General features: G+C 37.1%; 20 protein-coding genes and 1 riboswitch. Of the genes, 17 read left to right on the forward strand and 3 right to left on the reverse strand.

What is annotated here, in order from left to right; genetic code table 11:
• The first annotated feature begins 45 nt into the window (after positions 1-45).
• From ilvB to argH, 15 genes are all read left to right on the forward strand, one after another.
• A complete protein-coding gene (gene ilvB / locus ACIEHO_RS07705; protein ID WP_406970322.1) occupies positions 46-1,779 on the forward strand; it encodes a biosynthetic-type acetolactate synthase large subunit in 1,734 nt (577 codons plus the stop codon).
• Between the two features lie 10 nt (positions 1,780-1,789).
• Entirely contained in the window at positions 1,790-2,323 is a 534-nt protein-coding gene (gene ilvN, locus ACIEHO_RS07710) for an acetolactate synthase small subunit (protein WP_406970324.1), read from the forward strand.
• A 30-nt stretch (positions 2,324-2,353) separates the two neighbouring features.
• Positions 2,354-3,829 (forward strand): ketol-acid reductoisomerase, encoded by a 1,476-nt coding sequence (ilvC, locus tag ACIEHO_RS07715; RefSeq protein ID WP_406970326.1) that lies wholly within the window; start codon positions 2,354-2,356, stop codon positions 3,827-3,829.
• A gap of 88 nt (positions 3,830-3,917) precedes the next feature.
• Positions 3,918-5,183 (forward strand): threonine ammonia-lyase IlvA, encoded by a 1,266-nt coding sequence (gene ilvA, locus ACIEHO_RS07720; RefSeq protein ID WP_406970328.1) that lies wholly within the window; start codon positions 3,918-3,920, stop codon positions 5,181-5,183.
• Positions 5,184-5,353: 170 nt separating this feature from the next.
• On the forward strand, positions 5,354-6,946 hold the full coding sequence (locus ACIEHO_RS07725; protein WP_406970330.1) for an NADP-dependent glyceraldehyde-3-phosphate dehydrogenase: 1,593 nt from the start codon (positions 5,354-5,356) through the stop codon (positions 6,944-6,946).
• A gap of 61 nt (positions 6,947-7,007) precedes the next feature.
• Complete coding sequence (gene azu, locus ACIEHO_RS07730; RefSeq protein ID WP_406970332.1) at positions 7,008-7,526, forward strand: azurin; 519 nt, start codon at positions 7,008-7,010, stop codon at positions 7,524-7,526.
• A 468-nt stretch (positions 7,527-7,994) separates the two neighbouring features.
• Complete coding sequence (locus tag ACIEHO_RS07735; RefSeq protein WP_406970334.1) at positions 7,995-8,621, forward strand: GNAT family N-acetyltransferase; 627 nt, start codon at positions 7,995-7,997, stop codon at positions 8,619-8,621.
• A 55-nt stretch (positions 8,622-8,676) separates the two neighbouring features.
• On the forward strand, positions 8,677-9,852 hold the full coding sequence (locus ACIEHO_RS07740) for an argininosuccinate synthase (RefSeq protein ID WP_406970336.1): 1,176 nt from the start codon (positions 8,677-8,679) through the stop codon (positions 9,850-9,852).
• A 4-nt stretch (positions 9,853-9,856) separates the two neighbouring features.
• Positions 9,857-10,834 carry an N-acetyl-gamma-glutamyl-phosphate reductase gene (argC, locus tag ACIEHO_RS07745; RefSeq protein ID WP_406970338.1) on the forward strand — a complete coding sequence of 326 codons (978 nt, stop codon included), beginning with the start codon at positions 9,857-9,859 and terminating at the stop codon, positions 10,832-10,834.
• A gap of 121 nt (positions 10,835-10,955) precedes the next feature.
• Positions 10,956-12,113, forward strand: coding sequence for an aspartate aminotransferase family protein (locus ACIEHO_RS07750; RefSeq protein WP_406970340.1), 1,158 nt, complete (start codon positions 10,956-10,958; stop codon positions 12,111-12,113).
• A gap of 21 nt (positions 12,114-12,134) precedes the next feature.
• On the forward strand, positions 12,135-12,899 hold the full coding sequence (gene proB / locus ACIEHO_RS07755) for a glutamate 5-kinase (RefSeq protein WP_406970342.1): 765 nt from the start codon (positions 12,135-12,137) through the stop codon (positions 12,897-12,899).
• Positions 12,900-12,961: 62 nt separating this feature from the next.
• On the forward strand, positions 12,962-13,900 hold the full coding sequence (locus tag ACIEHO_RS07760; RefSeq protein WP_406970344.1) for an N-acetylornithine carbamoyltransferase: 939 nt from the start codon (positions 12,962-12,964) through the stop codon (positions 13,898-13,900).
• Positions 13,893-14,675 (forward strand): acetylglutamate kinase, encoded by a 783-nt coding sequence (gene argB / locus ACIEHO_RS07765; RefSeq protein ID WP_406970346.1) that lies wholly within the window; start codon positions 13,893-13,895, stop codon positions 14,673-14,675. Before ACIEHO_RS07760 ends, argB begins: the two co-directional genes overlap by 8 nt.
• 1 nt (position 14,676) lies before the next feature.
• The gene (locus tag ACIEHO_RS07770) at positions 14,677-15,744 is read left to right on the forward strand and encodes a M20 family metallo-hydrolase (RefSeq protein ID WP_406970348.1); all 1,068 of its coding nucleotides are present in this window, start codon (positions 14,677-14,679) and stop codon (positions 15,742-15,744) included.
• Between the two features lie 116 nt (positions 15,745-15,860).
• The gene (argH, locus tag ACIEHO_RS07775; RefSeq protein ID WP_406970350.1) at positions 15,861-17,135 is read left to right on the forward strand and encodes an argininosuccinate lyase; all 1,275 of its coding nucleotides are present in this window, start codon (positions 15,861-15,863) and stop codon (positions 17,133-17,135) included.
• On the opposite strand, the gene ppgK is transcribed toward argH, so the two are convergent.
• From ppgK to ACIEHO_RS07790, 3 genes are all read right to left on the reverse strand, one after another.
• Positions 17,132-17,890: a polyphosphate--glucose phosphotransferase gene (gene ppgK, locus ACIEHO_RS07780; RefSeq protein ID WP_406970352.1), complete on the reverse strand. Its 759-nt coding sequence runs from the start codon at positions 17,888-17,890 to the stop codon at positions 17,132-17,134. The genes argH and ppgK overlap by 4 nt on opposite strands.
• 183 nt (positions 17,891-18,073) lie before the next feature.
• A complete protein-coding gene (gene leuB, locus ACIEHO_RS07785; RefSeq protein WP_406970354.1) occupies positions 18,074-19,192 on the reverse strand; it encodes a 3-isopropylmalate dehydrogenase in 1,119 nt (372 codons plus the stop codon).
• 15 nt (positions 19,193-19,207) lie between these two features.
• Positions 19,208-20,383: a 2-isopropylmalate synthase gene (locus ACIEHO_RS07790; protein WP_406970356.1), complete on the reverse strand. Its 1,176-nt coding sequence runs from the start codon at positions 20,381-20,383 to the stop codon at positions 19,208-19,210.
• Positions 20,384-20,532: 149 nt separating this feature from the next.
• Between ACIEHO_RS07790 and ACIEHO_RS07795 the strand changes: the two genes are divergently transcribed.
• Both ACIEHO_RS07795 and ACIEHO_RS07800 read left to right on the forward strand, forming a co-directional pair.
• On the forward strand, positions 20,533-22,089 hold the full coding sequence (locus tag ACIEHO_RS07795) for a hypothetical protein (RefSeq protein WP_406970358.1): 1,557 nt from the start codon (positions 20,533-20,535) through the stop codon (positions 22,087-22,089).
• A gap of 91 nt (positions 22,090-22,180) precedes the next feature.
• Positions 22,181-22,303: riboswitch (SAM riboswitch) on the forward strand.
• A 157-nt stretch (positions 22,304-22,460) separates the two neighbouring features.
• Positions 22,461-23,735, forward strand: a complete 1,275-nt coding sequence (locus ACIEHO_RS07800) for an O-acetylhomoserine aminocarboxypropyltransferase/cysteine synthase family protein (RefSeq protein ID WP_406970360.1) — start codon at positions 22,461-22,463, stop codon at positions 23,733-23,735.
• Positions 23,736-23,788: the final 53 nt, after the last annotated feature.

Below are 23,788 nucleotides of genomic sequence, written 5' to 3' on the forward strand. Positions count from 1 at the left end.
ATAATTCCTGCTAAGGCAGGAATCTCATCATTAAAAGTTGAGAATATGAAAACACAAACCGCAGATAAAACTAAAGAAGTGGCAAATAAAGTTGGACGTATTACAGGTAGTGAGGCTGTTATAAGAAGTTTAATAGCCGAAGGAGTTGATGTGCTTTACGGATACCCAGGTGGTGCTATTATGCCAGTTTATGACGAGTTGTTTAAATTTCGGGATCAAATCCATCACGTATTAACCCGCCATGAGCAAGGTGCCGCACATGCTGCACAAGGTTATGCCCGAATTTCGGGTAAAGTTGGCGTGGCTATGGCAACTTCTGGTCCGGGAGCAACCAATTTAATCACTGGAATAGCCGATGCACAAATAGATTCCACACCGTTGGTGTGTATTACCGGGCAAGTGGCATCTCATTTATTAGGTAGTGATGCTTTTCAGGAGACTGATATTGTGGGTATTTCAACGCCTGTAACCAAATGGAATTGCCAAGTCACCAAAGCTTCAGAAATCCCAGCAGCGTTGGCTAAGGCCTTTTATATAGCTAAAAGCGGAAGACCAGGACCAGTATTGGTTGATATTACAAAAGATGCTCAAATTAGCGAGCTCGATTTTAAATACGAAAAATGCAAAGGGGTTAGAAGTTATAACCCGGTACCAAAAACCAATCCTGCAGACGTTAAAGCTGCTGCAGAATTAATCAATAACGCAAAAAAGCCTTTAATTGTTTGGGGGCAGGGCGTTATTTTAGGTGAAGCTGAAGCCGAATTGAAAGCGGTAATCGAAAAATCTGGTGTGCCTGCATCATGGACGATTCTTGGGGCATCTGCATTGCCAACATCACATCCCTTAAATGTGGGAATGGTTGGTATGCACGGAAACTATGCACCCAATAAATTAACCAACGAATGCGATGTTTTGATTGCTATTGGAATGCGTTTTGACGACCGTGTTACAGGCGATTTAAGGACCTATGCAAAGCAGGCAAAGGTTATTCATTTCGATATCGACCCTGCAGAGATTGATAAAAATGTAAAGACCGATGTGGCTGTTTTAGGGAATTCCAAAGAAAGTTTGCGTATGCTGTTGGATGCTTTAAATGAAAATAAGCACGAATCTTGGTTGAAGGAGTTTGAAGATTTATATAAAATTGAGTTTGAAAAAGTAATTAAAGAAGATCTTGAGCCTTCAAAAGAAGGATTGACCATGGGAGAAGTGCTCAAGCAAATAAATATTGAAAGTAAAGGTGATGCCGCTATTGTTTCAGATGTGGGGCAACACCAAATGATTGCTTGCCGTTATGCCGAATTCAACGTTACAAAAAGTAACATTACCTCGGGTGGTTTAGGCACTATGGGCTTTGCGCTTCCAGCTGCTATAGGTGCTAAAATGGCGGCACCTGAGCGGGAAGTGGTTGCTATAATTGGCGATGGTGGTTACCAAATGAATATTCAGGAACTGGGTACTATTTTTCAAACCAAAGCGGCCGTTAAAATTGTTGTTTTGAACAATGAATTTTTAGGTATGGTACGTCAATGGCAACAATTGTTTTTCGATAGACGCTATGCGTCAACCGAAATGACCAACCCGAATTTCGTGGCAATCGCAGAAGGCTACTATATAAAGGCCAAAAAAGTGACAAAACGCGAGGAACTGGCCAAAGCGGTTAAAGAAATGATGGCTTCAAAAGAATCATACTTCCTTGAAGTATGTGTTGAAAAGGAAGATAACGTTTTTCCAATGATACCATCAGGAGCCTCAGTTTCAGATATTAGATTAAGTTAAGACAACAACAATGAACGAAGATATAAAAACATTCACCATATCAATATATACCGAAAATAACATTGGGTTGTTAAACCGTATTTCGGCTATATTCCAAAGAAGGCATATCAATATTGAAAGCTTAACCACATCGAGGTCTGAGATTGACGGTGTGAACCGTTTTGTAATTGTGGTAAACATTACTGAGACCAATGCCAAAAAAATTGTCAAGCAAATCGAAAAGCAGGTGGAGACTATAAGGGCTTATTACCATACAGATGAGGAGACCATTTTTACGGAGTCCTGTATGTTTAAGGTGAAATCGAGCTTGTTGTTTGATGAGCCTCAAATACAGAACATTATTAAAGAAAGCAATACTAGAATAGTGACTGTAAACCGCGAGTTTTTTGTGCTTGAAAAATCAGGTAGACGTCACGAAATAGAAGCACTACGCCGCGATTTAAACGTTTTCGGCATCATGCAATTTGTACGTTCTGGAAGGATTGCGGTAACTAAAGAAGAAATGAAAGTAACTGAATTGCTTACAGCATTCAACAACCAATAATAACAAACCAATAATAATAATAAAATTAAAATGGGAAATTATTTTAACACACTATCGTTAAGAGACAAACTAGATCAATTATCGAAGTGTAGATTTATGGACACTTCAGAGTTTTCAGATGGAGTTAATGTTTTAAAAGGAAAAAAAATCGTCATTGTAGGATGCGGCGCCCAAGGATTAAACCAAGGGTTGAACATGAGAGATTCTGGATTGGATATTTCTTATGCTTTACGTGATGCAGCGATTTCAGAAAAGCGTGCGTCTTATGTTAATGCAACAGAAAATGGTTTTACAGTAGGAACATATAAAGAATTAATTCCAACTGCCGATTTAGTGTTGAACTTAACACCAGATAAGCAACATACTAACGTGGTAAATGCCGTAATGCCTTTAATGAAAAAGGGAGCTACTTTGGCCTATTCCCATGGTTTTAATATTGTTGAGGAAGGGATGCAAGTCCGTGAAGACCTTACCGTAATTATGGTGGCGCCTAAGTCGCCAGGTTCTGAGGTTCGCGAAGAATATAAAAGAGGTTTTGGTGTGCCAACATTAATTGCTGTACACGAAGAAAACGATCCAGAAGGAAAAGGTTGGGCGCAGGCTAAAGCTTATGCTGTAGCTACTGGAGGTGATAGAGCAGGTGTATTGGCATCATCTTTTATTGCTGAAGTAAAATCAGATTTAATGGGTGAGCAAACCATTCTTTGTGGTTTATTGCAAACAGGTTCTATCCTTTGTTTCGATAAAATGGTTGAAAAAGGGATTGAGCCAGGTTACGCTTCAAAATTAATCCAGTACGGATGGGAAACTGTTACCGAAGGATTAAAATATGGTGGTGTTACCAATATGATGGATCGTCTGTCTAACCCAGCAAAAATCAAAGCTTTTGAATTGGCTGAAGAGTTGAAAGATATTATGCGTCCATTGTTCCAAAAGCATATGGATGATATTATTGAAGGCGAATTTTCAAAAGGCATGATGGAAGATTGGGCCAACGATGATAAAAAATTATTGGATTGGAGAGCGGCAACAGGAGAAACTGCTTTTGAAAAAACTCCAGCTGGTAATGATGAAATTACCGAGCAAGAATACTACGATAACGGAGTGTTAATGGTAGCTTTGGTAAAAGCAGGTGTAGAATTGGCTTTTGAAGCTATGGTAGATTCTGGAATTATCGATGCATCAGCTTATTACGAGTCATTGCACGAAACGCCGTTAATCGCCAACACCATTGCTAGGAAGAAATTATTCGAAATGAACCGCGTGATTTCTGATACTGCAGAATACGGATGTTATTTATTCGATCATGCTTGTAAGCCTTTATTGAGTGATTTCATGAAGAAAATAGATACCGACGTCATCGGAAAAGCATATTCTAAAGACAACGGAAAAGCTGTTGATAACGCCAAATTAATTGCTGTCAATAAAGCATTAAGAGAGCACCCAGTTGAAAAAGTAGGTGAGTTCTTAAGAGAATCAATGACGGCAATGAAACCAATAGTATAAGCCATTAACTAAACTAAATTTTGATGGTAAAAACCTGTTGGATTTCAAAGTCCGACAGGTTTTTTTATTTTTAAATAATCCAAAAGGAATGAAAGCGGAAAGCCAAACATATTTTCCAAATATGGACGATATAAAAAAAGCAGCTGAAACTATTAAAAAAGTTTCAGACATCACACCATTAGGTCATAGTCTTAGGTTATCCAAAAAGTTTAGCGCCAATGTATTTTTTAAACGAGAAGACCTTCAGCAAGTACGATCGTATAAAATTCGCGGTGCGTATAATAAAATTAGCTCGCTTACTCAGGCAGAATCCCGAAATGGAGTGGTGTGTGCCAGTGCAGGTAATCATGCCCAAGGCGTAGCGCTATCATGCAAACTGCTAAAGATAAAAGGCTCGATTTTTATGCCGTCACCAACCCCAAACCAAAAAATAGAGCAGGTTAAAATGTTTGGTGAAGATTTTATTGAAATAAAGATGGTAGGCGATACGTTTGATGATGCGAATCAAGCAGCAATGATTGAATGCGAACAACAGGGAAAAACTTTCATACATCCTTTTGACGATAAAAAAGTTATTGAAGGCCAAGCTACCATTGGATTAGAAATTTTAGAACAAACCGAATCACCCATCGATTATGTATTTATAGCTATTGGAGGTGGTGGATTGGCATCAGGTCTCTCAACCGTGTTTAAAAACTTATCGCCCGAAACAAAAATTATAGGTGTTGAGCCCGAGGGGGCGCCTTCAATGAAAATTTCCATAGAAAATAATGAAAATACCGAGTTGGAGCACATCGAAAAATTTGTTGACGGTGCTGCGGTTAAGCGTGTTGGTGACTTAAATTTCGAAATCTGCAAAGAGAACTTGCACCAAGTAATCACTGTGCCCGAAGGTAAGGTTTGCGAAACTATTCTTGAGCTCTATAATAAAGATGCTATTGTGGTAGAGCCTGCTGGTGCGTTAAGTATTTCGGCGTTGGACTTTTATTCCGAAAAAATTAAAGATAAAAATGTGGTTTGCGTAGTTAGCGGAAGCAATAATGATATTACCCGAACCCCTGAAATTAAGGAGCGAGCGTTACTTTATGCTAACTTAAAACACTATTTTATTATTAATTTTCCGCAACGCGCTGGTGCACTGAAGGAATTTGTGGTTGAAATTTTAGGAGAAAACGACGATATTACTTATTTTCAGTACGCCAAGAAAACCAATAGGGAAAATGGTTCGGCTGTAGTAGGTGTACAATTAAAATCGGCCGATGATTTAGAACCATTGATTAGCAAAATGAAAAAACGAAATTTTTATGGCGATTACTTAAATAATAAGCCTGACTTGTTTCAGTTTTTAGTTTAGTTTGTTCGGCTTTTTTGAATTATTTATGGCGAAATCGTTTTCGCAGTCCAACCCGAAATTCTAGACAATTAACCCTATCGTTCTAGTTAATTTTTCTTTAATTTGAGGCGCTTAATTTTAAAAGAGAGGTTTCTAAATAAAGGCTACGGCATTAACAAAAAATTAAACCCATGAAAGACAAGTTTCAAGATATTCCAGAAGAATTTAAAATAGAGTCAATATACCATCAAAACACTTATTTATCCAATGGTGAATTAAAACATTGGGAAGGTGATACGGCCGAGGTGTATTCTACCATTTCGTCAACTGAAAGATATCGGCCAACTTTATTGGGTACGGTGCCGCAATTGGGTGAAGAAGAGGCGAAGGAGGCTTTAGGTTCTGCCGTTTCGGCATATGGTAGTGGTCAAGGTTTATGGCCAACCATGAAGGTGGCCGACAGAATTGCTTGCATGGAAAAGTTTGTTGAGCAAATGAAAACCAAGAGAGACGAAGTGGTTAAATTCATCATGTGGGAAATCGGAAAAAATCTTCCAGATTCTGAAAAGGAATTTGATAGAACCGTCGATTATATTTACGATACCATTGAAGACTATAAACAATTAGATAGAGATTCGGCTAAATTTGAAAAAAACTCAGGAGTGTACGCTCACATTCGTCGCGGACCTCTTGGGGTTGTGTTGTGTTTGGGGCCTTACAATTACCCGCTTAACGAAACCTTCACGCTTCTTATTCCGGCTTTAATGATGGGGAATACGGTGATTTTTAAACCAGCAAAGCTTGGAGTGCTGCTTATTTCGCCTTTATTGGAAGCTTTTCAGAGTAGTTTCCCAAAGGGTGTGGTTAATGTTATTTATGGTCGCGGTCGCGTTTTGGCCACGCCCATAATGAAATCAGGAAAGATTGATGTATTGGCATTAATTGGTAACAGTAAATCGGCGAATGCCTTACAGACTCAGCACCCAAAAGGGAATAGGTTGCGTATGGTTTTAGGTTTGGAAGCAAAAAATCCAGCCATTATTTTGCCAGATGCAGATTTGGACTTGGCAGTTGAGGAATGTATTTCAGGAACTTTGTCTTTCAACGGGCAACGTTGTACGGCACTCAAAGTACTTTATGTACACGAGTCGGTTGTTGAAGAATTTAATAGGCGTTTTTCATATAAAGTCGATCAATTAAAATTTGGAAATCCATGGGAACAAGGGGCGAAATTAACACCGCTGCCAGAAGTTGATAAACCAGCGTATATTCAAGAATTAATAGATGATGCTTTGGGCAAAGGCGCTAAAGTACTTAATGAAAAAGGAGGTGTTATTAGTGAGAATTTTATTTTTCCAGCGGTATTGTATCCTGTTAATAAAGACATGAGAGTATTTAAGGAAGAACAATTCGGTCCAGTAATTCCGGTGGTACCGTTTTCTGATATTGATGAGCCTTTAAATGACATGGCCGAATCAAATTACGGTCAGCAAGTGAGTTTGTTTGGTAAAAATGTACAAACTTTATCGCCACTTATTGACACACTGGTGAACCTAGTTTGCCGTGTGAACCTTAATAGTTCTTGCCAACGTGGGCCAGATGTTTATCCGTTTACAGGAAGAAAGGATTCAGCTTTCGGAACCTTAAGTGTGCATGATGCCCTTAGGTCTTTTTCAATACGAACATTCGTAGCTTCGAAAGATAACGTGTACAATAATGCCATTTTGCAAGAGCTTTTAGAGCGTAAAACTTCCAACTTTATTAGTACCGATTATATATTGTAGTCCAAATATTTTGAAGCCAGCCATCCTTTTAGTAATTTACTGAAATTCAAAATTTGAAAAGATGAAACGCATTAGCTTAAAATTATCTGTGGTTATTTGTGCTGCTCTTTTGTTGAATTGTGGCGGTAAAGAAAAGAAGGAGAAAGAAGGATTTACTTATGAAAAAACAAGCGCCTCTGAAAAGACCGAAGTGAAAGAAGATGATAATATTGCCAATGTTGTTTTAACGGGCAATGATGCCATGCAATATAACACCAAAGAAATAAGGGTTAAAGCTGGACAAAAGGTTAAACTTACATTGCGCCATATCGGGAATATGGACATTAATGTTATGGGCCACAATTTTGTTTTGCTCAAAAGAGGAACGGACTTAGTCGCATTTGGAAATAAAGCGGCAACCCAAAAAGAAAACAATTACATTCCTGAGAATTCAGATGAGGTTATTGTCCATACTGATTTGATTGGAGGTGGTCAAACTACCTCAATTGAATTTGATGCACCCGAAGTGGGAACCTATGAGTTTTTATGCAGTTTTCCGGGACATTATGCTTTAATGCGAGGAAAGTTTATTGTAGAGTAGTTGGTTGAGCTGGGAATAGGCTTAAAGATTTAATAGTAAATCATTTAACTAAAACAAAAAAATATTGAAATATTGCAACTCAAAAGGTTGCAATAAGAAATTATTGATAATTTTACGTAAAAAGCGCTTCTATTTTAGCTGTTTTTACAAATAAAATTATAATTTTACAACATGAAAATTTTAAAAAATAAAATACGTTGTTCTACACCCGGTTTGCCGGTACGCAATCGCCGTATCTAATATTAGCCTTGTAAACCCAAAAACGTAATTTTAAATTTTTTCATAGTGTCCAAAAATATTTTCATAGCATTTCAAAATAAAGTTAATTTGTTAATTAACCACAAGTCTATGCGCCTTGATTTTCCTCGTCGCCCGTAAGGGTTATGTTAAATTTTTTGAATTAGGTGAGTCCAGTTCAGTTGTAAAGAAAAAGATAAAATAAAATGACACTCAATAGAAAAAAGGAAAATGAAGGTTGTTATAGCCGATAAATCGCACATAAAATTCGCAGAAATAATTTGTGAAACCATAGCAGAATCTGCGACTGTTAGAGGTACGGGTATTGCCAGACGTACGCCAGAGTATATTGCTACAAAAATGGAAAATGGTAACGCGGTTATTGCTTTAGATGGCGATAAGTTTGCGGGATTTTGCTATATAGAAAAATGGGGTCATGGCAAGTTTGTTGCCAATTCTGGGCTTATTGTACACCCTGATTACAGAGGCGAAGGCCTTGCCAAAAAAATCAAGCATAAAGTTTTTGCGCACTCTAGAAATAAATTTCCAGATGCCAAAGTGTTTAGTATCACTACCGGATTGGCTGTAATGAAAATGAACAGCGATTTAGGTTATAAGCCTGTGCCTTTTTCTGAATTAACAGATGATTCTACTTTTTGGGATGGTTGCCAAACCTGCAAAAATTATGATGTATTAACACGAACTAATAGAAAAATGTGTTTGTGCACTGGTATGTTATACGACCCAAAAGTAAAGGAGCAAAAAGTGCATAAGAAAATAAAGGAAAAGGTTTTTAAAAGATTGAAACATATCAAGGAAAGCATGTTCTTAAAAAACAATAAAAACAAAAAGAAGTAAGATTCAGTTTTAAAGCTGCACTTGATTCTGAAAAATCAATAAATTGAGTAAACAGATGAAAAAATTAGTAATAGCATATAGCGGTGGGTTAGATACATCGTATTGCGCTGTAAGCCTATCAAAAGAATACGATGTACACGCAGTGAGTGTAAACACGGGTGGATTTACAAAAAAGGAAATCGAACATATTGAAAGCAATGCCTATAAAATGGGCGTTTCAACTTATAAAAATATAGATGCCGTTGCGACATTTTACCAAAAAGTGGTTAAATATTTAATATTTGGCAATGTGTTAAAAAACAACACATATCCACTATCGGTTAGTGCCGAACGTATCATTCAGGCCATCGAAATTATTGAATACGCCAAAAGTATTGATGCCGAGTATATTGCACACGGTAGTACAGGTGCAGGAAACGACCAAGTACGTTTCGATATGATTTTTCAAACCTTGGCACCTAATATTAAAATCATCACACCAATTAGAGATGAAAAGCTAACCAGACAGCAAGAAATTGATTACCTAAAAGAGAATGGTATCGACATGTCTTGGGAAAAGGCTAAATATTCTATTAATAAAGGCCTTTGGGGAACCAGCGTTGGCGGTTCAGAAACCTTAACCTCTGAAAAGCCTTTACCAGATGAAGCTTATCCGTCGCAATTAAAACATGCCGAAGAAGAAAAAGTAAAATTAACTTTTGAACAAGGCGAATTAGTGGCAGTAAATGGAGTTGAGAATAGTTCTGAAATAAACATTGAAGTTCTTAATAATTTGGCTTCGGCGTATGCCATAGGAAGGGATATTCATGTTGGTGATACCATTGTTGGAATTAAAGGACGTGTAGGTTTTGAAGCCGCTGCTGCATTAATTACCATTAAAGCGCACCATTTATTGGAAAAGCATACGCTAACCAAATGGCAATTGCAACATAAAGAATACATTGCGAGTTTTTATGGGATGCATTTGCACGAAGGGCAGTATTTAGATCCTGTAATGCGCGACATGGAAGCCTTTTTACAAAGCAGTCAAGTCAAAGTTTCTGGTGACGTAACCGTATCTTTGAGGCCATATCATTTTTCATTGGATGGAATTTCATCTGAGCACGATTTAATGAGTGCTAAGTTTGGAAGCTATGGTGAAGAAAATAAAGGTTGGACAGCCGACGAGGCTAAAGGGTTTATCAAGATTTTTGGAAACCAAAATAAAATATATCAGCAAGTAAATTCATAATAAAATGATTCAGGTAGGAATAATTGGTGGAGCGGGATATACGGCAGGTGAGCTAATCAGGTTATTGATTAACCACCCAGAGACGGAAATAAACTTTGTATTCAGTACATCCAATGCGGGTAATAAAATAAGCAAAGTACACCAAGATTTGGTAGGGTCGTTAGATTTAGAATTTACCGACACTGTAAACCCAGAGGTTGATGTACTGTTTTTATGTTTGGGTCACGGTAACTCGGTTAAGTTTTTATCGGTAAATACCTTTTCTGAAAACACAAAAATTATTGATTTAGGAAATGATTTTAGGTTAGAAGCCGATAAAGTTTTCAATGGTAAAACATTTGTTTATGGTTTGCCTGAACTACAGGGCGAAGTTGTTAAAACAGCAAATTATATTGCTAACCCAGGGTGTTTTGCGACAGCCATTCAGTTGGCTTTGTTGCCATTGGCTGATAAAGGTTTACTTAACAACGATGTACACATAAATGCCGTAACAGGCGCCACTGGAGCGGGAACATCGTTGTCTGCGACCACGCATTATACTTGGCGCGACAATAATTTTTCGTATTACAAACCATTTACGCACCAGCATCTAGGCGAGATTAACCAATCGGTTAAGCAATTGCAGAATGGATTCTCGAAAGACATTTTGTTTATGCCCAACAGAGGGAATTTTTCAAGAGGTATTTTTGCTACGGTTTACACCGATTTTGAAGGCTCGGTAGAAGAAGCTAAAGATCTTTACAAAGCGTTTTACAAAGATGCTGCATTTACCTTTGTTTCAGATGATTTTTTACATTTAAAACAAGTTGTAAACACCAATAAATGTTTGGTACATTTACATAAACACGAAGGCAAATTATTGATAACAAGTATTATTGATAATTTATTGAAGGGAGCTTCTGGTCAAGCTGTTCAGAACATGAATTTAATGTTCGGTTTGGATGAAACCACAGGTTTACATTTAAAAGCGACTTATTTTTAAGAGCAGGAGTGGCGCGTTAGTGATTGCAGTGGAAAGCCCACAGTGAGGAACGAGCGAGGACTTGAAACGAAAAGTGCGACCCTTGTGGTAACGCCAAAACAATAACTTAAAAACAACTAAAATGCCATTATTTAATGTTTATCCATTATACGATGTGACTCCAGTTTCCGCAAAGGGGCTTTATGTTTACGACGATGCGGACAAGGAATATTTAGATTTGTACGGTGGACATGCCGTGATTTCTATTGGCCATGCGCACCCGAAGTATGTCGAGGCTGTTTCCAATCAGGTTTCAGAATTAGGCTTTTATTCCAATGCCATTCAAAACCCGTTGCAAAAGCAATTGGCCGAGAAGATTGAGACGCTTTCTGGATGTAAAGATTATCAACTGTTTTTGTGTAATTCTGGTGCTGAAGCTAATGAAAACGCTTTAAAATTAGCTTCGTTTAAAACGGGTAAATCACGCGTGGTGGCCTTTAAAAATGGGTTTCACGGGCGTACCTCGGCAGCTGTAGCGGCAACCGATAATCCTAATATTATAGCACCAATCAACGCTCAGCAGAAAGTATCTATTTTAGAATTAAACGATATTTTAGGTGTTAAAGCAGAACTTGAAAAAGGCGATGTCTGTGCGGTAATCGTGGAGTTTATTCAAGGAGTTGGTGGATTGGATCAAGGAACTGCCGATTTTTTTGAACAGGTTTTTGCACTGTGTAAAACCAACAATACCATGTTTATTGCCGACGAGGTGCAATCGGGCTACGGGCGTTCTGGTAAGTTTTTTGCATTTCAACACTATAATGTGACTCCAGATATTATTTCCATAGCCAAGGGTATGGGTAACGGATTTCCTATTGGGGGCGTTTTAATTCACCCCGATATTGAGGCCAAATATGGCATGTTGGGCACTACATTTGGTGGTAATCATTTGGCGTGCGCCGCGGGTTTGGCTGTTTTGAATGTGATTGATGAAGAAAAATTGATTGATAACGTTAACGAAATGTCAGCGTACTTTTTAAAATTAGCGAAAAGTATTCCGCAAATAAAAAACATAAAAGGCAAAGGTTTGATGCTCGGTTTGGAATTTGATTTTGAAGTGGGCGACCTTCGAAAAAAAATGATTTACGAACACCGCATATTTACAGGCGGAGCTTCCAATAAAAAGCTTTTAAGGATTTTACCGCCGTTAACAATAAAGAAAGACCATATTAATCACTTTTTTGAAGTTTTAATTGAAACTTTGTCAGAAGTTGAAGAAAATAATTTGCAGAATATTTAGCGTACTGTTAATACAATAAGCATGCAAAAGAAAAAACGTGTTTTACTTAAAGTGGGCTCTAACACCCTTACCAAAGAAACCAACAATATTTCTAGGGGTAAGATTGAAGATATAGCAAATCAGATTGCGCATCTTCAAGATACACACGAGTTTGTTATTGTGAGTTCGGGCGCTATTGCCGTGGCCAAACAATTTGTTAAGTTAGAGAGTAAACAAAAAGATGTTTTTGTAAAACAGGCTTTGGCCTCAATAGGGCAGCCACATCTAATTCGTATTTATCAAGAAATTTTTAGGGAGTACGGATTGTTAACCTCTCAGTGCTTATTGTCGTATTCAGATTTTGAAAAACAGGAAAGCAGAAAAAACATCGTAAACACTATCAATGTTTTGGTGAACAATAATTATATTCCCATCATCAACGAGAACGATACGGTGGCTACCCATGAAATACAATTTGGAGATAATGATAAATTAGGAGCGTTAACGGCATCACTTTTAAAAGCTGATTTATTTATCATTGCAACCAATACCAACGGTATTTATACTAAGGAGTCATACGAAAATGGTACACCAAAGACCATTGAAGTGGTTGATGATTTTGAAGAATTGACCAAACAAATTGTCAACTCAAAATCTTCCCACGGAAGTGGTGGTATGCAATCGAAAGTTGAAGCGGCTTCGGTAGCTAAAAATGCCAATATTGAAACATGGATTGTAAATGGTTTAAACGATAATTTTATATTAAACGCCTTTAGAAATAAAGTGCCATTTACCAAAATAAAATAAAAAGAATCAAGACCTACAAGGTTTCCAATATCTTGTAGATCGTTAAAATTAACGAAACCTAAATGAAACATTACACCTCCATACACGATATAGATAACATTAATTCATGGATTGAGGAAGCAAAACAATTAAAGCAAAACCCTTTAAAATATTTAGAGTTGGGTAAGAATAAAACCCTTGGCTTGTTGTTTTTCAATTCGAGTTTGCGAACGCGTTTAAGTACGCAAAAGGCAGCATTGAATTTAGGGATGAACCCGATTGTAATGAATGTTTCTGGTGATGCCTGGGGGCTCGAGTTTGAAGATGGGACTGTAATGAATGGATCCACCGCCGAACACATAAAAGAAGCTGCTGCTGTAGTGTCTCAATATTGCGATATTGTTGCAGTGCGTGCATTTCCTACCTTAACTGATAAGTCAAAAGACGAGAGCGAGCAAGTTCTAAGCGCTTTTAAAAAGTATGCTTCGGTGCCTATTGTAAATATGGAAAGCGCTACGGGACACCCGTTACAAGGATTTACAGATGCTTTAACTATTTCAGAACATGCGAAAACATCTAAGTCTAAAGTAGTTTTAAGCTGGGCACCACACATAAAAGCGTTGCCGCATGCCGTTGCTAACAGTTTTACACAGGCCATGCTAAAAATGGATGTCGAATTAGTCATTGCTAATCCGAAGGGGTATGATTTAAATCCTGAAATTACAGGGAGCACGAAAATTTATCATAACCAAGAAGAAGCTTTTAAAGACGCCGATTTTGTTTATGTAAAGAACTGGAGTAGTTATGGAAACTATGGAAAAGTGCTCAAAACAGACTCCAATTGGATGATTACTAAAGAAAAATTGGGCGGCGCAAAATTTATGCACTGTTTACCGGTAAGACGCAATGTGATTGTTGAAGATGCGGTGTTGGATAGTGAGAGTTCATTGGTTATTGAGCAAGCCAACAATCGAACGTATGCTGCGCAACTAGTGCTTAAAAAGATATTGGAAAATGCATAAAGAAAAACTATCCGTAGTAAAAATAGGAGGTAACATCATTGAAGATGAAAATGCTCTATGCGCTTTTCTGAAACTGTTTTCAAATTTAGAAGGGAAGAAAATTTTGGTGCATGGTGGAGGAAAACGTGCCACACATATGGCTTCAAAATTAGGAATTGAATCAAAAATGGTTAATGGCCGGCGTATTACCGATGCCGAAACTTTAGAGGTCATTACCATGGTTTATGGTGGTTTGGTCAACAAAAATGTAGTGGCCAAATTACAAGCTTTAAATACGAATGCCATTGGTCTAACAGGAGCGGATGTCAATAGCATAAAATCAGTAAAAAGACCTGTAAAGGAAGTCGATTTTGGTTTTGTAGGCGATGTAGAAAGCGTATCTTATCCATCGATTGATAAATTAATTCAAGCCGATTTTACACCAGTATTTTGTGCTATAACCCATGATGGGCATGGGCAGTTGCTAAACACCAATGCCGACACCATTGCCTCGCAAGTGGCTGTTGGGATGAGTCATTTATATGAAACATCTATATATTATTGTTTCGAACTAAATGGCGTATTAAGAGATATAAACGATAAAAATTCTGTAGAGAAGCACATTGATTCAAAACTCTATAAAGAACTTTTAGAACAGGGCATTATTGCAGACGGCATGCTCCCAAAGTTAGAAAACTGTTTCGATGCATTACAGCATGGTGTAAAAACCATCAACATGGGAAACACGAATATGTTGACCCAAGAAAATGATAATTTTACAAGAATAACTTTATAGAATGGCGTTAACTAAATTAACAAACGATGCAATCTCTCTGTTAAAACAATTAATAGAAACCCAATCGTTTTCTTCAGAAGAAGACCAAACGGCATTGCATATTGAAGGTTGGTTCAAACAAAATGATATAGACTTTACTCGAACAAAAAATAATGTTTGGGCGGTAAACAAACATTTTGATGAAAGCAAACCAACCCTTCTGCTAAATTCGCACCATGATACTGTAAAGCCAAACACCGCATACACGAAAGATCCTTTCAAAGCCATTGTTGAAGATGGTAAATTATATGGTTTGGGTAGCAACGATGCTGGTGGCTGCCTAGTGTCATTAATAGCTGTCTTTACTTATTTTTATAATCATAAAGATTTAAAATACAATTTAGTTTTGGTCGCTTCCGCGGAAGAGGAAAGTAGCGGTCCAAATGGATTGAACAGTATGTTGCCAATTATTCCAAAAGTAGATGTGGCCATTGTAGGCGAACCTACTTTAATGAATTTGGCCGTGGCCGAAAAAGGTCTTGTGGTTTTTGATGCTGTTGTAGCAGGAACGCCTAGTCATGCCGCTCACCCCAACGATAACAATGCTATTTACAACACCATTGAGGTGCTGCAATGGTTTAAAGATTTTAAATTCAAAAAGAGCACCGAGGCACTTGGTGAGGTAAAGCTAACGGTAACACAAATAAATGGCGGTTCGCAACACAATGTGGTTCCAGCCGATGTCGAATTGGTAATTGACGTTAGGGTCAACGATGCATATAGCAACGCTGAAATAGCTGAGGTTTTGCAAAACCAATCACCATGTACAAGTATCACTCCGCGTAGTTTGCGTTTAAATTCGTCGTCTATTCCTATGAATCATGGTTTGGTAAAAGCTGGAATTGCCATGGGAAGAACCACCTACGGTTCGCCAACTTTATCAGATCAAGCCGTTTTGACTTGCCAAAGTTTAAAATTAGGCCCTGGCGATAGCACGCGTTCGCATTCGGCAGACGAATATATTTATTTAAAAGAAATAGAAGAAGGTGTAAAAATTTATGTTGAATTGTTAAATAGAGTAATCGTTTAACGTCATTATGAGGAGCGTAGCGAGGTGGTTATCTCGTGATAATCAACAGATTGCTTGATCCCATTCGCAATGACAAACGAAACAAATCAACGTGTAAACAAATAAACATTAAGGAAATGAAACTCTGGGACAAAGGTATATCCATCGATAAAAAAATAGAACAATTTACGGTAGGCAACGATAGGGAAATTGATATTCATATCGCCAAATATGACATCACTGCATCAAAGGCACACGCCAAAATGTTGCATAAGATTGGTATTTTAACCACCATTGAATTGGAACAGTTATTGGGCGGATTACAAGTTTTAGAAAATGAAATTGAAGATGGCGAATTTATTATTGATGAGCAGTTTGAAGATGTGCACTCTAAAATAGAGTATGAATTAACCGTTAGTTTGGGTGACGTTGGAAAAAAAATCCACACAGCCAGATCAAGAAACGATCAAGTTTTAGTGGCCTTAAACCTATACTATAAAGAGAATTTGGCTCTAGTAAAAGAAAAAACAAAAACTCTTTTTAATACACTTTTAGATCAAGCTGATAACTATAAAGACAAGGTGTTGCCAGGATACACGCATTTACAGGTGGCTATGCCGTCTTCATTCGGGCTTTGGTTTTCTGCATATGCCGAGTTGATGGTTGATGATGTATTTTTAATTAATGCAGCCATAAAAACGGTAGATCAAAACCCATTGGGGTCTGCCGCAGGTTACGGTAGCTCATTTCCAATAGATAGAGAGTTTACCACTAAAGAAATGGACTTTGCTACTTTAAAATACAATGTAGTAGCAGCCCAAATGGGGCGTGGAAAAAATGAAAGAACCATAGCCGCCGCTTTAGGAAGTTTAGCCAATACCATGGCGCGCTTTGCCATGGACACTTGTCTGTATATGAGTCAGAATTTTGGATTCATTTCGTTTCCAGACGAATTGACTACAGGAAGCAGCATTATGCCACACAAAAAAAATCCCGACGTCTTTGAGCTCATTCGTGGGAAGTGTAATAAAATTCAAGCGCTTCAAAGTGAAATGGTTTTAATCACCAACAATTTGCCTAGTGGTTACCATCGCGATTTTCAACTATTAAAGGAAAATATGATTGCTGCGTTTGAAGAAATTAAAGATATTTTAGATATTTTTAATTATTCTATTCAGCAAATTATTGTAAAGGATGTTGATATCAATAGTGATTTGTACAAATACTTGTTTACGGTTGATAACATCAATAATTTAGTTGTTGAAGGACAAACTTTTAGGGAGGCCTACCAGAAAATTGGTAGCCAAGTGCAAGACGGGACCTATGTGCCAGATACGTCTAAAAAGCATACCCATGAGGGTAGTATTCATAATTTATGTTTAGAAGAAATTCGATCTAAATTTCCTGACTAATTAAGATTTAATTTTTTGTGGGGATGTAAAGCAGCAACAGCAGCTCCTATTAAACCTGCATAGTTGCCCAATTTGGCAGGAGCTATAGGAGTGGCAATGGTAATCCATTTTTTGAATTCATCAAAATCTTTAGATGTGCCTCCGCCAAGAATGATATAATCGGGGCATAAAACTGTTTCCACAATTTCTAAAAAAACATTAAAGCGTTTGCCCCATTTTTTATAGGTCAAATTCTCACGTTCTTTAACAGAGCCGGCTGCCCAATGTTCAATTTTTTTGTGCTTTTTGTAAGGTATTTGACCCATCTCTAAATTAGGAATAAGTTCGCCGTTAAAGAATGTTCCACTTCCAAGGCCTGTTCCGACAGTAATTATTACAACTAAACCCGTTTTGCCTCTTCCAATGCCATAGTTCATTACGGCATAGCCAGCGGCATCGGCATCGTTAACGACGGTAACGGGTAAACCACACGCATCAGAAAACAATGTTTCGGCATCAATACCTACCCAACTGGAATGTAAGTTCCCTTTGGCTTGACAAACGCCATTTTTAACAATACTTGGGAATCCACATCCTATCGGGCCTTCATAATTAAAATGTTCAACGATTTCTTTAAATGTTTTGGCCATCGCTTTTGGTTTTCGCGATTTTGGGGTTGGTATTCTGTAGCGTTCAGATAAAAGTTTTCCCGTTTCAGAATCTATGATGGCACCTTTCATTCCTGAGCCTCCTATATCTATACCGAGTATTTCCATAAAGTATTTTTTAGTTTAGGAAGTTAAAAGATACAAAGATTTGATATACCAAAATACCAAAACGGCATATCGGATATTTATAAGAGGTCAAATTTATCCCATAAAAAAAGTGCATCGGTTAAAATGCACTTTTAAGGGCTTCCCAAATAGTATGTTTAATTTGTTGGTGACTAACTCAAATAATTAAATAATAGTGGATTGCCCTAAATGTATGTTAGTAAAGTTTAAATTGGTCTCGTCTGGATTATTAATAAAATCTTCAATAAAATCGCCCACCTTAGTGGTGCTTATGTTGTCGTATTTGTTGTTTAAATCGGGAGTGGTAATGTGTAGCTTTAATGACTTGTCTACACCTTCTCTTACTAAAGCAGCTTCTTCGTCAAGCCCAAAATGGTCCAATAACATGGCTGCCGATAATATAGAAGCAATGGGGTTGGCAATTCCTTTGTTGGCGGCTTTGGTATAAGCACCATGAATGGGTTCGAACATGGCGTGCTCATCGCCTACAGAGGCTGAAGCAAGCAGTCCAATAGAGCCTACAATAACACTGGCTTCTTCCGAAAGGATATCGCCAAACATATTTTCTGTTAAAATAACATCAAATTGTCGCGGCCGGATAATAAGTTCCATGGCGGCATTGTCAATATACATGTAGTTAACTTTTATATCGGGATACTGTGGTGCAATTTCTAGTACTACGCGCCTCCAAAGCTTAGAGCTTTCCAATACATTGGCCTTGTCAACTAATGTTAATTTGCGTTTTCTGGATTGAGCCGCTTTAAATGCTTGGTGTGCTATCCGCTCAATTTCATGTCGATGGTAAGTACAAACATCAGAAGCTGTATTACCGTCTTCACTCAATGTTCTTTCTCCAAAATAAATTCCGCTGGTTAGCTCACGATATATGAGAATGTTCGTGTCTTTTATTTGTCTAACCTTGAGCGAGGATTTACTCAATAAATCATCATACGCAATAATAGGCCTAATATTGGTGTGCAGTCCCAAGGCTTTTCTAATCCCTAAAAGCCCTTGTTCTGGACGGATTTTAGCATCGGGATCTAAATCGTAAGACGTTTTTCCTATGGCACCAAATAAAACAGCGTCAGCTTTTTTGCAAAGATCAACGGTTTCCTTAGGAAGTGCTGTACCGGTTTTATCAATAGCACTGGCACCCACCAATGCATTGTCAAAAGTAAATACATGGTTAAATTCCATGGCAATAGCTTTCAAAACCTTAACGGCTTGAGCTATAACTTCTGGACCTATACCATCGCCTGGTAATACAGCAATATTTAACTTCATTTAGTGTTTACTTGATTAAGCAGAAGTAATTTCTTTGTATACTTTGCTGTTTTCTATAATGTGATGGATGTCGTTATCATCAACTTCTTTTTTCGTATCGGCAAAATCTAAGAAATTAGCGTAGATTTCATCCAATTGAAGTTTGGTTAATTCGTATCCAATGTTTTTTGCTCTATAGGCCAATGCAGCTCTACCGCTTCTGGCGGTTAGTACAATAGCCGACTCAGTAACACCAACGTCCTTTGGGTCGATAATTTCGTAAGTTTCTCGATTTTTTATTACTCCATCTTGGTGAATTCCAGAACTGTGTGCAAATGCGTTTGCGCCTACAATAGCTTTATTGGGCTGGGTGTAAATACCCATATTATCAGATACTAATTGGCTTATGCCGTAAAGCATTTCAGATTTAATATTGGTATCTAAATTCAAATAGGGGTGCTGTCTTAAAATCATCACTACTTCTTCTAAAGCCGTGTTTCCTGCACGTTCGCCAATACCGTTTATAGTACATTCTATTTGACGGGCACCATTAATAACGCCCTCAATAGAGTTTGCTGTTGCCAAGCCTAAATCGTTGTGGCAGTGACAAGATAAAATAGCTTTATCAATGCCTTTTACGTTTTCTTTTAAGTATTTCATCTTAGCACCGTACTCGCTAGGTAAACAATATCCAGTAGTATCTGGAATATTTAATACAGTTGCTCCAGCCTTAATAACTTCTTCACAAATTCGGGCAAGAAAATCATTATCGGTACGACCAGCGTCTTCAGCATAAAATTCAACATCTTCCACAAAAGATTTGGCGTATTTCACGGCATTTACAGCACGTTCTACAATGGCTTCCTTATTTGATCTGAATTTGTGTTTAATATGTGAGTCTGAAGTGCCAATTCCGGTATGAATTCTTGGTTTTTTGGCATATTTTAAGGCTTCAGCAGCCACTTTTATATCGTTTTCTACAGAACGTGTTAAACCACAAACGGTAGCGTTTTTTACAATTTTTGAAATGGCTTCAACAGATTTGAAATCTCCAGGGCTAGAAACTGGGAAACCAGCTTCAATAATATCAACCCCTAATTTGTCAAGCTGTTCAGCAATGACTAATTTTTGGTCGGTATTTAGCTTACAACCAGGTACTTGCTCGCCATCTCTTAGCGTTGTGTCAAAAATTTGTACTTTGTTATCAGACATTTAATTAAAATATATTTTCTTTTTGATTTACGAATGTATATTTTGGTTTCTAAAATATAGAATTCAATAAATAGTTTTTACGATGTTTAAGCCTATTGTTGTTTTTGTAACGTATTGAAAATCAAAAAATTAATCATCTAATTAGAACTATGACAAAAGAGCAAAAAGATAATTTGTTTGTTTTGGTAAAATCCCTCTCAAAATCTGAAAAAAGACAATTTAAGCTTTATGTGGGAAGATTAGGGGTTAATGAAGACTCTAAGTTCTTAATGCTTTTTAATATACTCGATAAACTTTCAGTTTATGACGAAGCATCCATTCTAAAAAAAGGCATTGTGAAAAAGCAACAGCTTTCTAACTTAAAGGCGCATTTGTACAAACAGATTTTAATTAGTTTGCGGTTAAACCCATCGCATCAAAATGTTAGGATTCAGATTAGAGAACAGTTAGATTTTGCCACGATACTATATCATAAAGGGCTCTACAAACAAAGTTTGAAAATTCTCGATAAAGCCAAAAATTTAGCTATTTCGCATGAAGAAAAAAATGCGGCCTACGAAATTGTTGAGCTTGAAAAAGTTATTGAATCACAATATATTACAAGGAGTTTGAGCAATCGTGCCGATGAGCTTTCCATTCAAGCCAAGGAGCTGAGCCAACAAAATGTTTTAGCCAGCAAGTTGTCTAACTTATCGCTGCAACTGTATGGTTTGTTTTTAAAAACAGGATATATAAAAAATGACGAGGAACATAAAATTATAACCCAATATTTTAATGACAGGCTTCCAAAATATGACATTAATAAATTAGGTTTTAGGGAAAAATTGTGGCTTTACAAATCGTATTTATGGTACAGTTTTTTAACCGTTGATTTTTTATCGTGCTACAAGTACGCCTCAAAATGGGTAGACCTTTTTCGTGAGAATAAAGATATGATTGTGTTGAATCCTGTGTTTTTCTTGCGAGGCAACCATTATTTGTTAGAAGCTTTGTTTTATTTAAGACAGTACGAAAAGTTTAAAGAAGCACTTAGCAGGTTAGAAAAAATAACTCAAGAAAAATGGTTTCCGCTAGATGATAATAATGAGAGTCTGGCATTTTTATATGTTTATAACAATAAATTCAATCTACATTTTATTGAAGGAAGTTTTAAAGAAGGTTTGCCGTTGATTGATGAGGTTTTGGAGCGCTTAAAAGGTTATAAAAATCGTATTGATGAACATCATATTATGGTATTTTATTACAAAATAGCGAGTATGTATTTTGGTGCCGGAGAAAACAAGAAATGTATCGAGTATTTGGATAAAATTATCAGTAATAAAACCTTGCAAATGCGAGAAGATTTGTTGTGTTTTTCAAGAATTTTGAACTTGGTGGCCCATTACGAAGCTGGTTTAGATTATAATTTAGATTCCTTAATTAGAAGTACGTATAAGTTTTTAATCAAAATGGAAGACCTATATGAGGTCCAAAAAGAATTCATCAAATTTTTAAGAGGTCTCGGCGATATTTATCCGCATGAGGTGAAAAATGAATTTATAAAACTTCATGAAAAATTAAAGGAATTTGAGGATGATCCTTATCAGAGTCGTGCCTTTTTATACTTAGATATTATTTCGTGGTTAGAGTCCAAAATACAAAACAGGCCTATTGGTTTGGTTATTAGAAATAAGTTTCATGAAAGACGTCACGAAAAGCAACAATAATGAACAAAAAGAAAATTTCTACTTAAAAAATTTGGATATTAACTTTTTCTGAACGAATATTTGCATACACAAAGTTCACATGCTTATTGAAATGTTATCAAGAAAGGCGGAGGGATTAGACCCTATGAAGCCTTAGCAACCCTTTATCTGTAAAGAAGGTGCTACATTCTACCCCGTTCTAACCTATTGTAGAGCACGACCGGATAGATAACCAAAAAGAAATTACTTTCTGTAATTTTAAATTCTTTGTAACATTTTTCTAGTAAGTCGAAAAGGACTCTGAAATGCTTTTGCATTATAGTTTCGATTGAATTTGTCATTCTCGCGAATGCGGGAATCTTTATAGTTTAACCAAAATAAGATATTAGAAAATGAACGAAAACAAATTAGCAACGAATGCCTTACACGCGGGTCATGATGTCACAACAAATGCTGGTACTAGAGCTGTACCTATTTACCAAACAACGTCTTATGTGTTTAATAACACAGATCACGCAGCAAACCTATTTGCTTTAAAGGAATTAGGTTTTATTTACACCCGATTAAACAACCCTACTAACCAGATTTTACAAGAGCGACTTGCGGCAGTTGAGGGCGGTATAGGAGCCGTGGTTTTTGCATCTGGCACATCGGCGATTTCAACAGGATTGTTGACCTTATTAAAAGCGGGCGATCACATTGTAGCTTCAAGTAGTTTATACGGAGGAACCTACAATCTTTTAAGCGTAACACTGCCTAGATTAGGCATTACAACCACTTTTGTTGATGCCGATAATCCTGATAATTTTGCTGCTGCTGTAAAAGATAATACAAAAGCCTTTTTTGTAGAATCTTTAGGAAACCCAAAATTGGATGTATTGGATTTAAAATCTATTTCAGTTCATGCCAAAGCGGCTGGAGTACCTTTTATTGTTGATAATACTGTGGCTACCCCCGCTTTGTTAAATCCAATTGAGCATGGCGCAAATATTGTAATCCATTCGTTAACCAAATATATTGGAGGTCAGGGTACTTCATTGGGAGGAGCTATCATTGATGCAGGAACTTTTGATTGGGCCAACGGGAAATTCCCAGAATTTACTGAGCCTTCGGCGGGTTATCACGGATTGGTTTATAACGAAGCATTAGGGGAGGCTGCCTATACTTTTAAACTGATTTTAGAAGGTTTAAGGGATTTTGGTGGTGCATTGAGCCCAACAAATGCGTTCAACATAATTCAAGGATTGGAAACTTTACCAGTTAGAATTAAACAACACAGTGAAAATGCGCTTGAGATTGCAAAATGGTTGGAGCAGCAACCCGAAGTGGATTGGGTAAATTATCCAGGATTAGAAAGTAGTAAATATAAAGCACTATCAAATAAATACCTGAAAAATGGACAGAGTGGTATTGTTACCTTTGGAGCCAAAGGAGGTTTTGATGCTGCTAAAGCTATTTCTGATAATACCAAATTATTTTCATTATTAGCTAACATAGGTGATACAAAATCGTTGATTATTCATCCAGCAAGTACAACACACCAACAGTTAAATGAGGAGCAACAAGAATCTGCTGGGGTAACTGCAGATTTAATTAGATTGTCAGTAGGAATTGAAGATGTAGAAGACCTAAAGGCTGATTTAAAGGAAGCTTTTAGTAAAATATAAATTAATGGGTTCCGTAGGCAATATTGCCATGCGGAACCAAAAAAACAAAGCAT

The sequence above is a fragment of the Flavisericum labens genome, from assembly GCF_045446075.1.
Classification (GTDB): domain Bacteria; phylum Bacteroidota; class Bacteroidia; order Flavobacteriales; family Flavobacteriaceae; genus Flavisericum; species Flavisericum labens.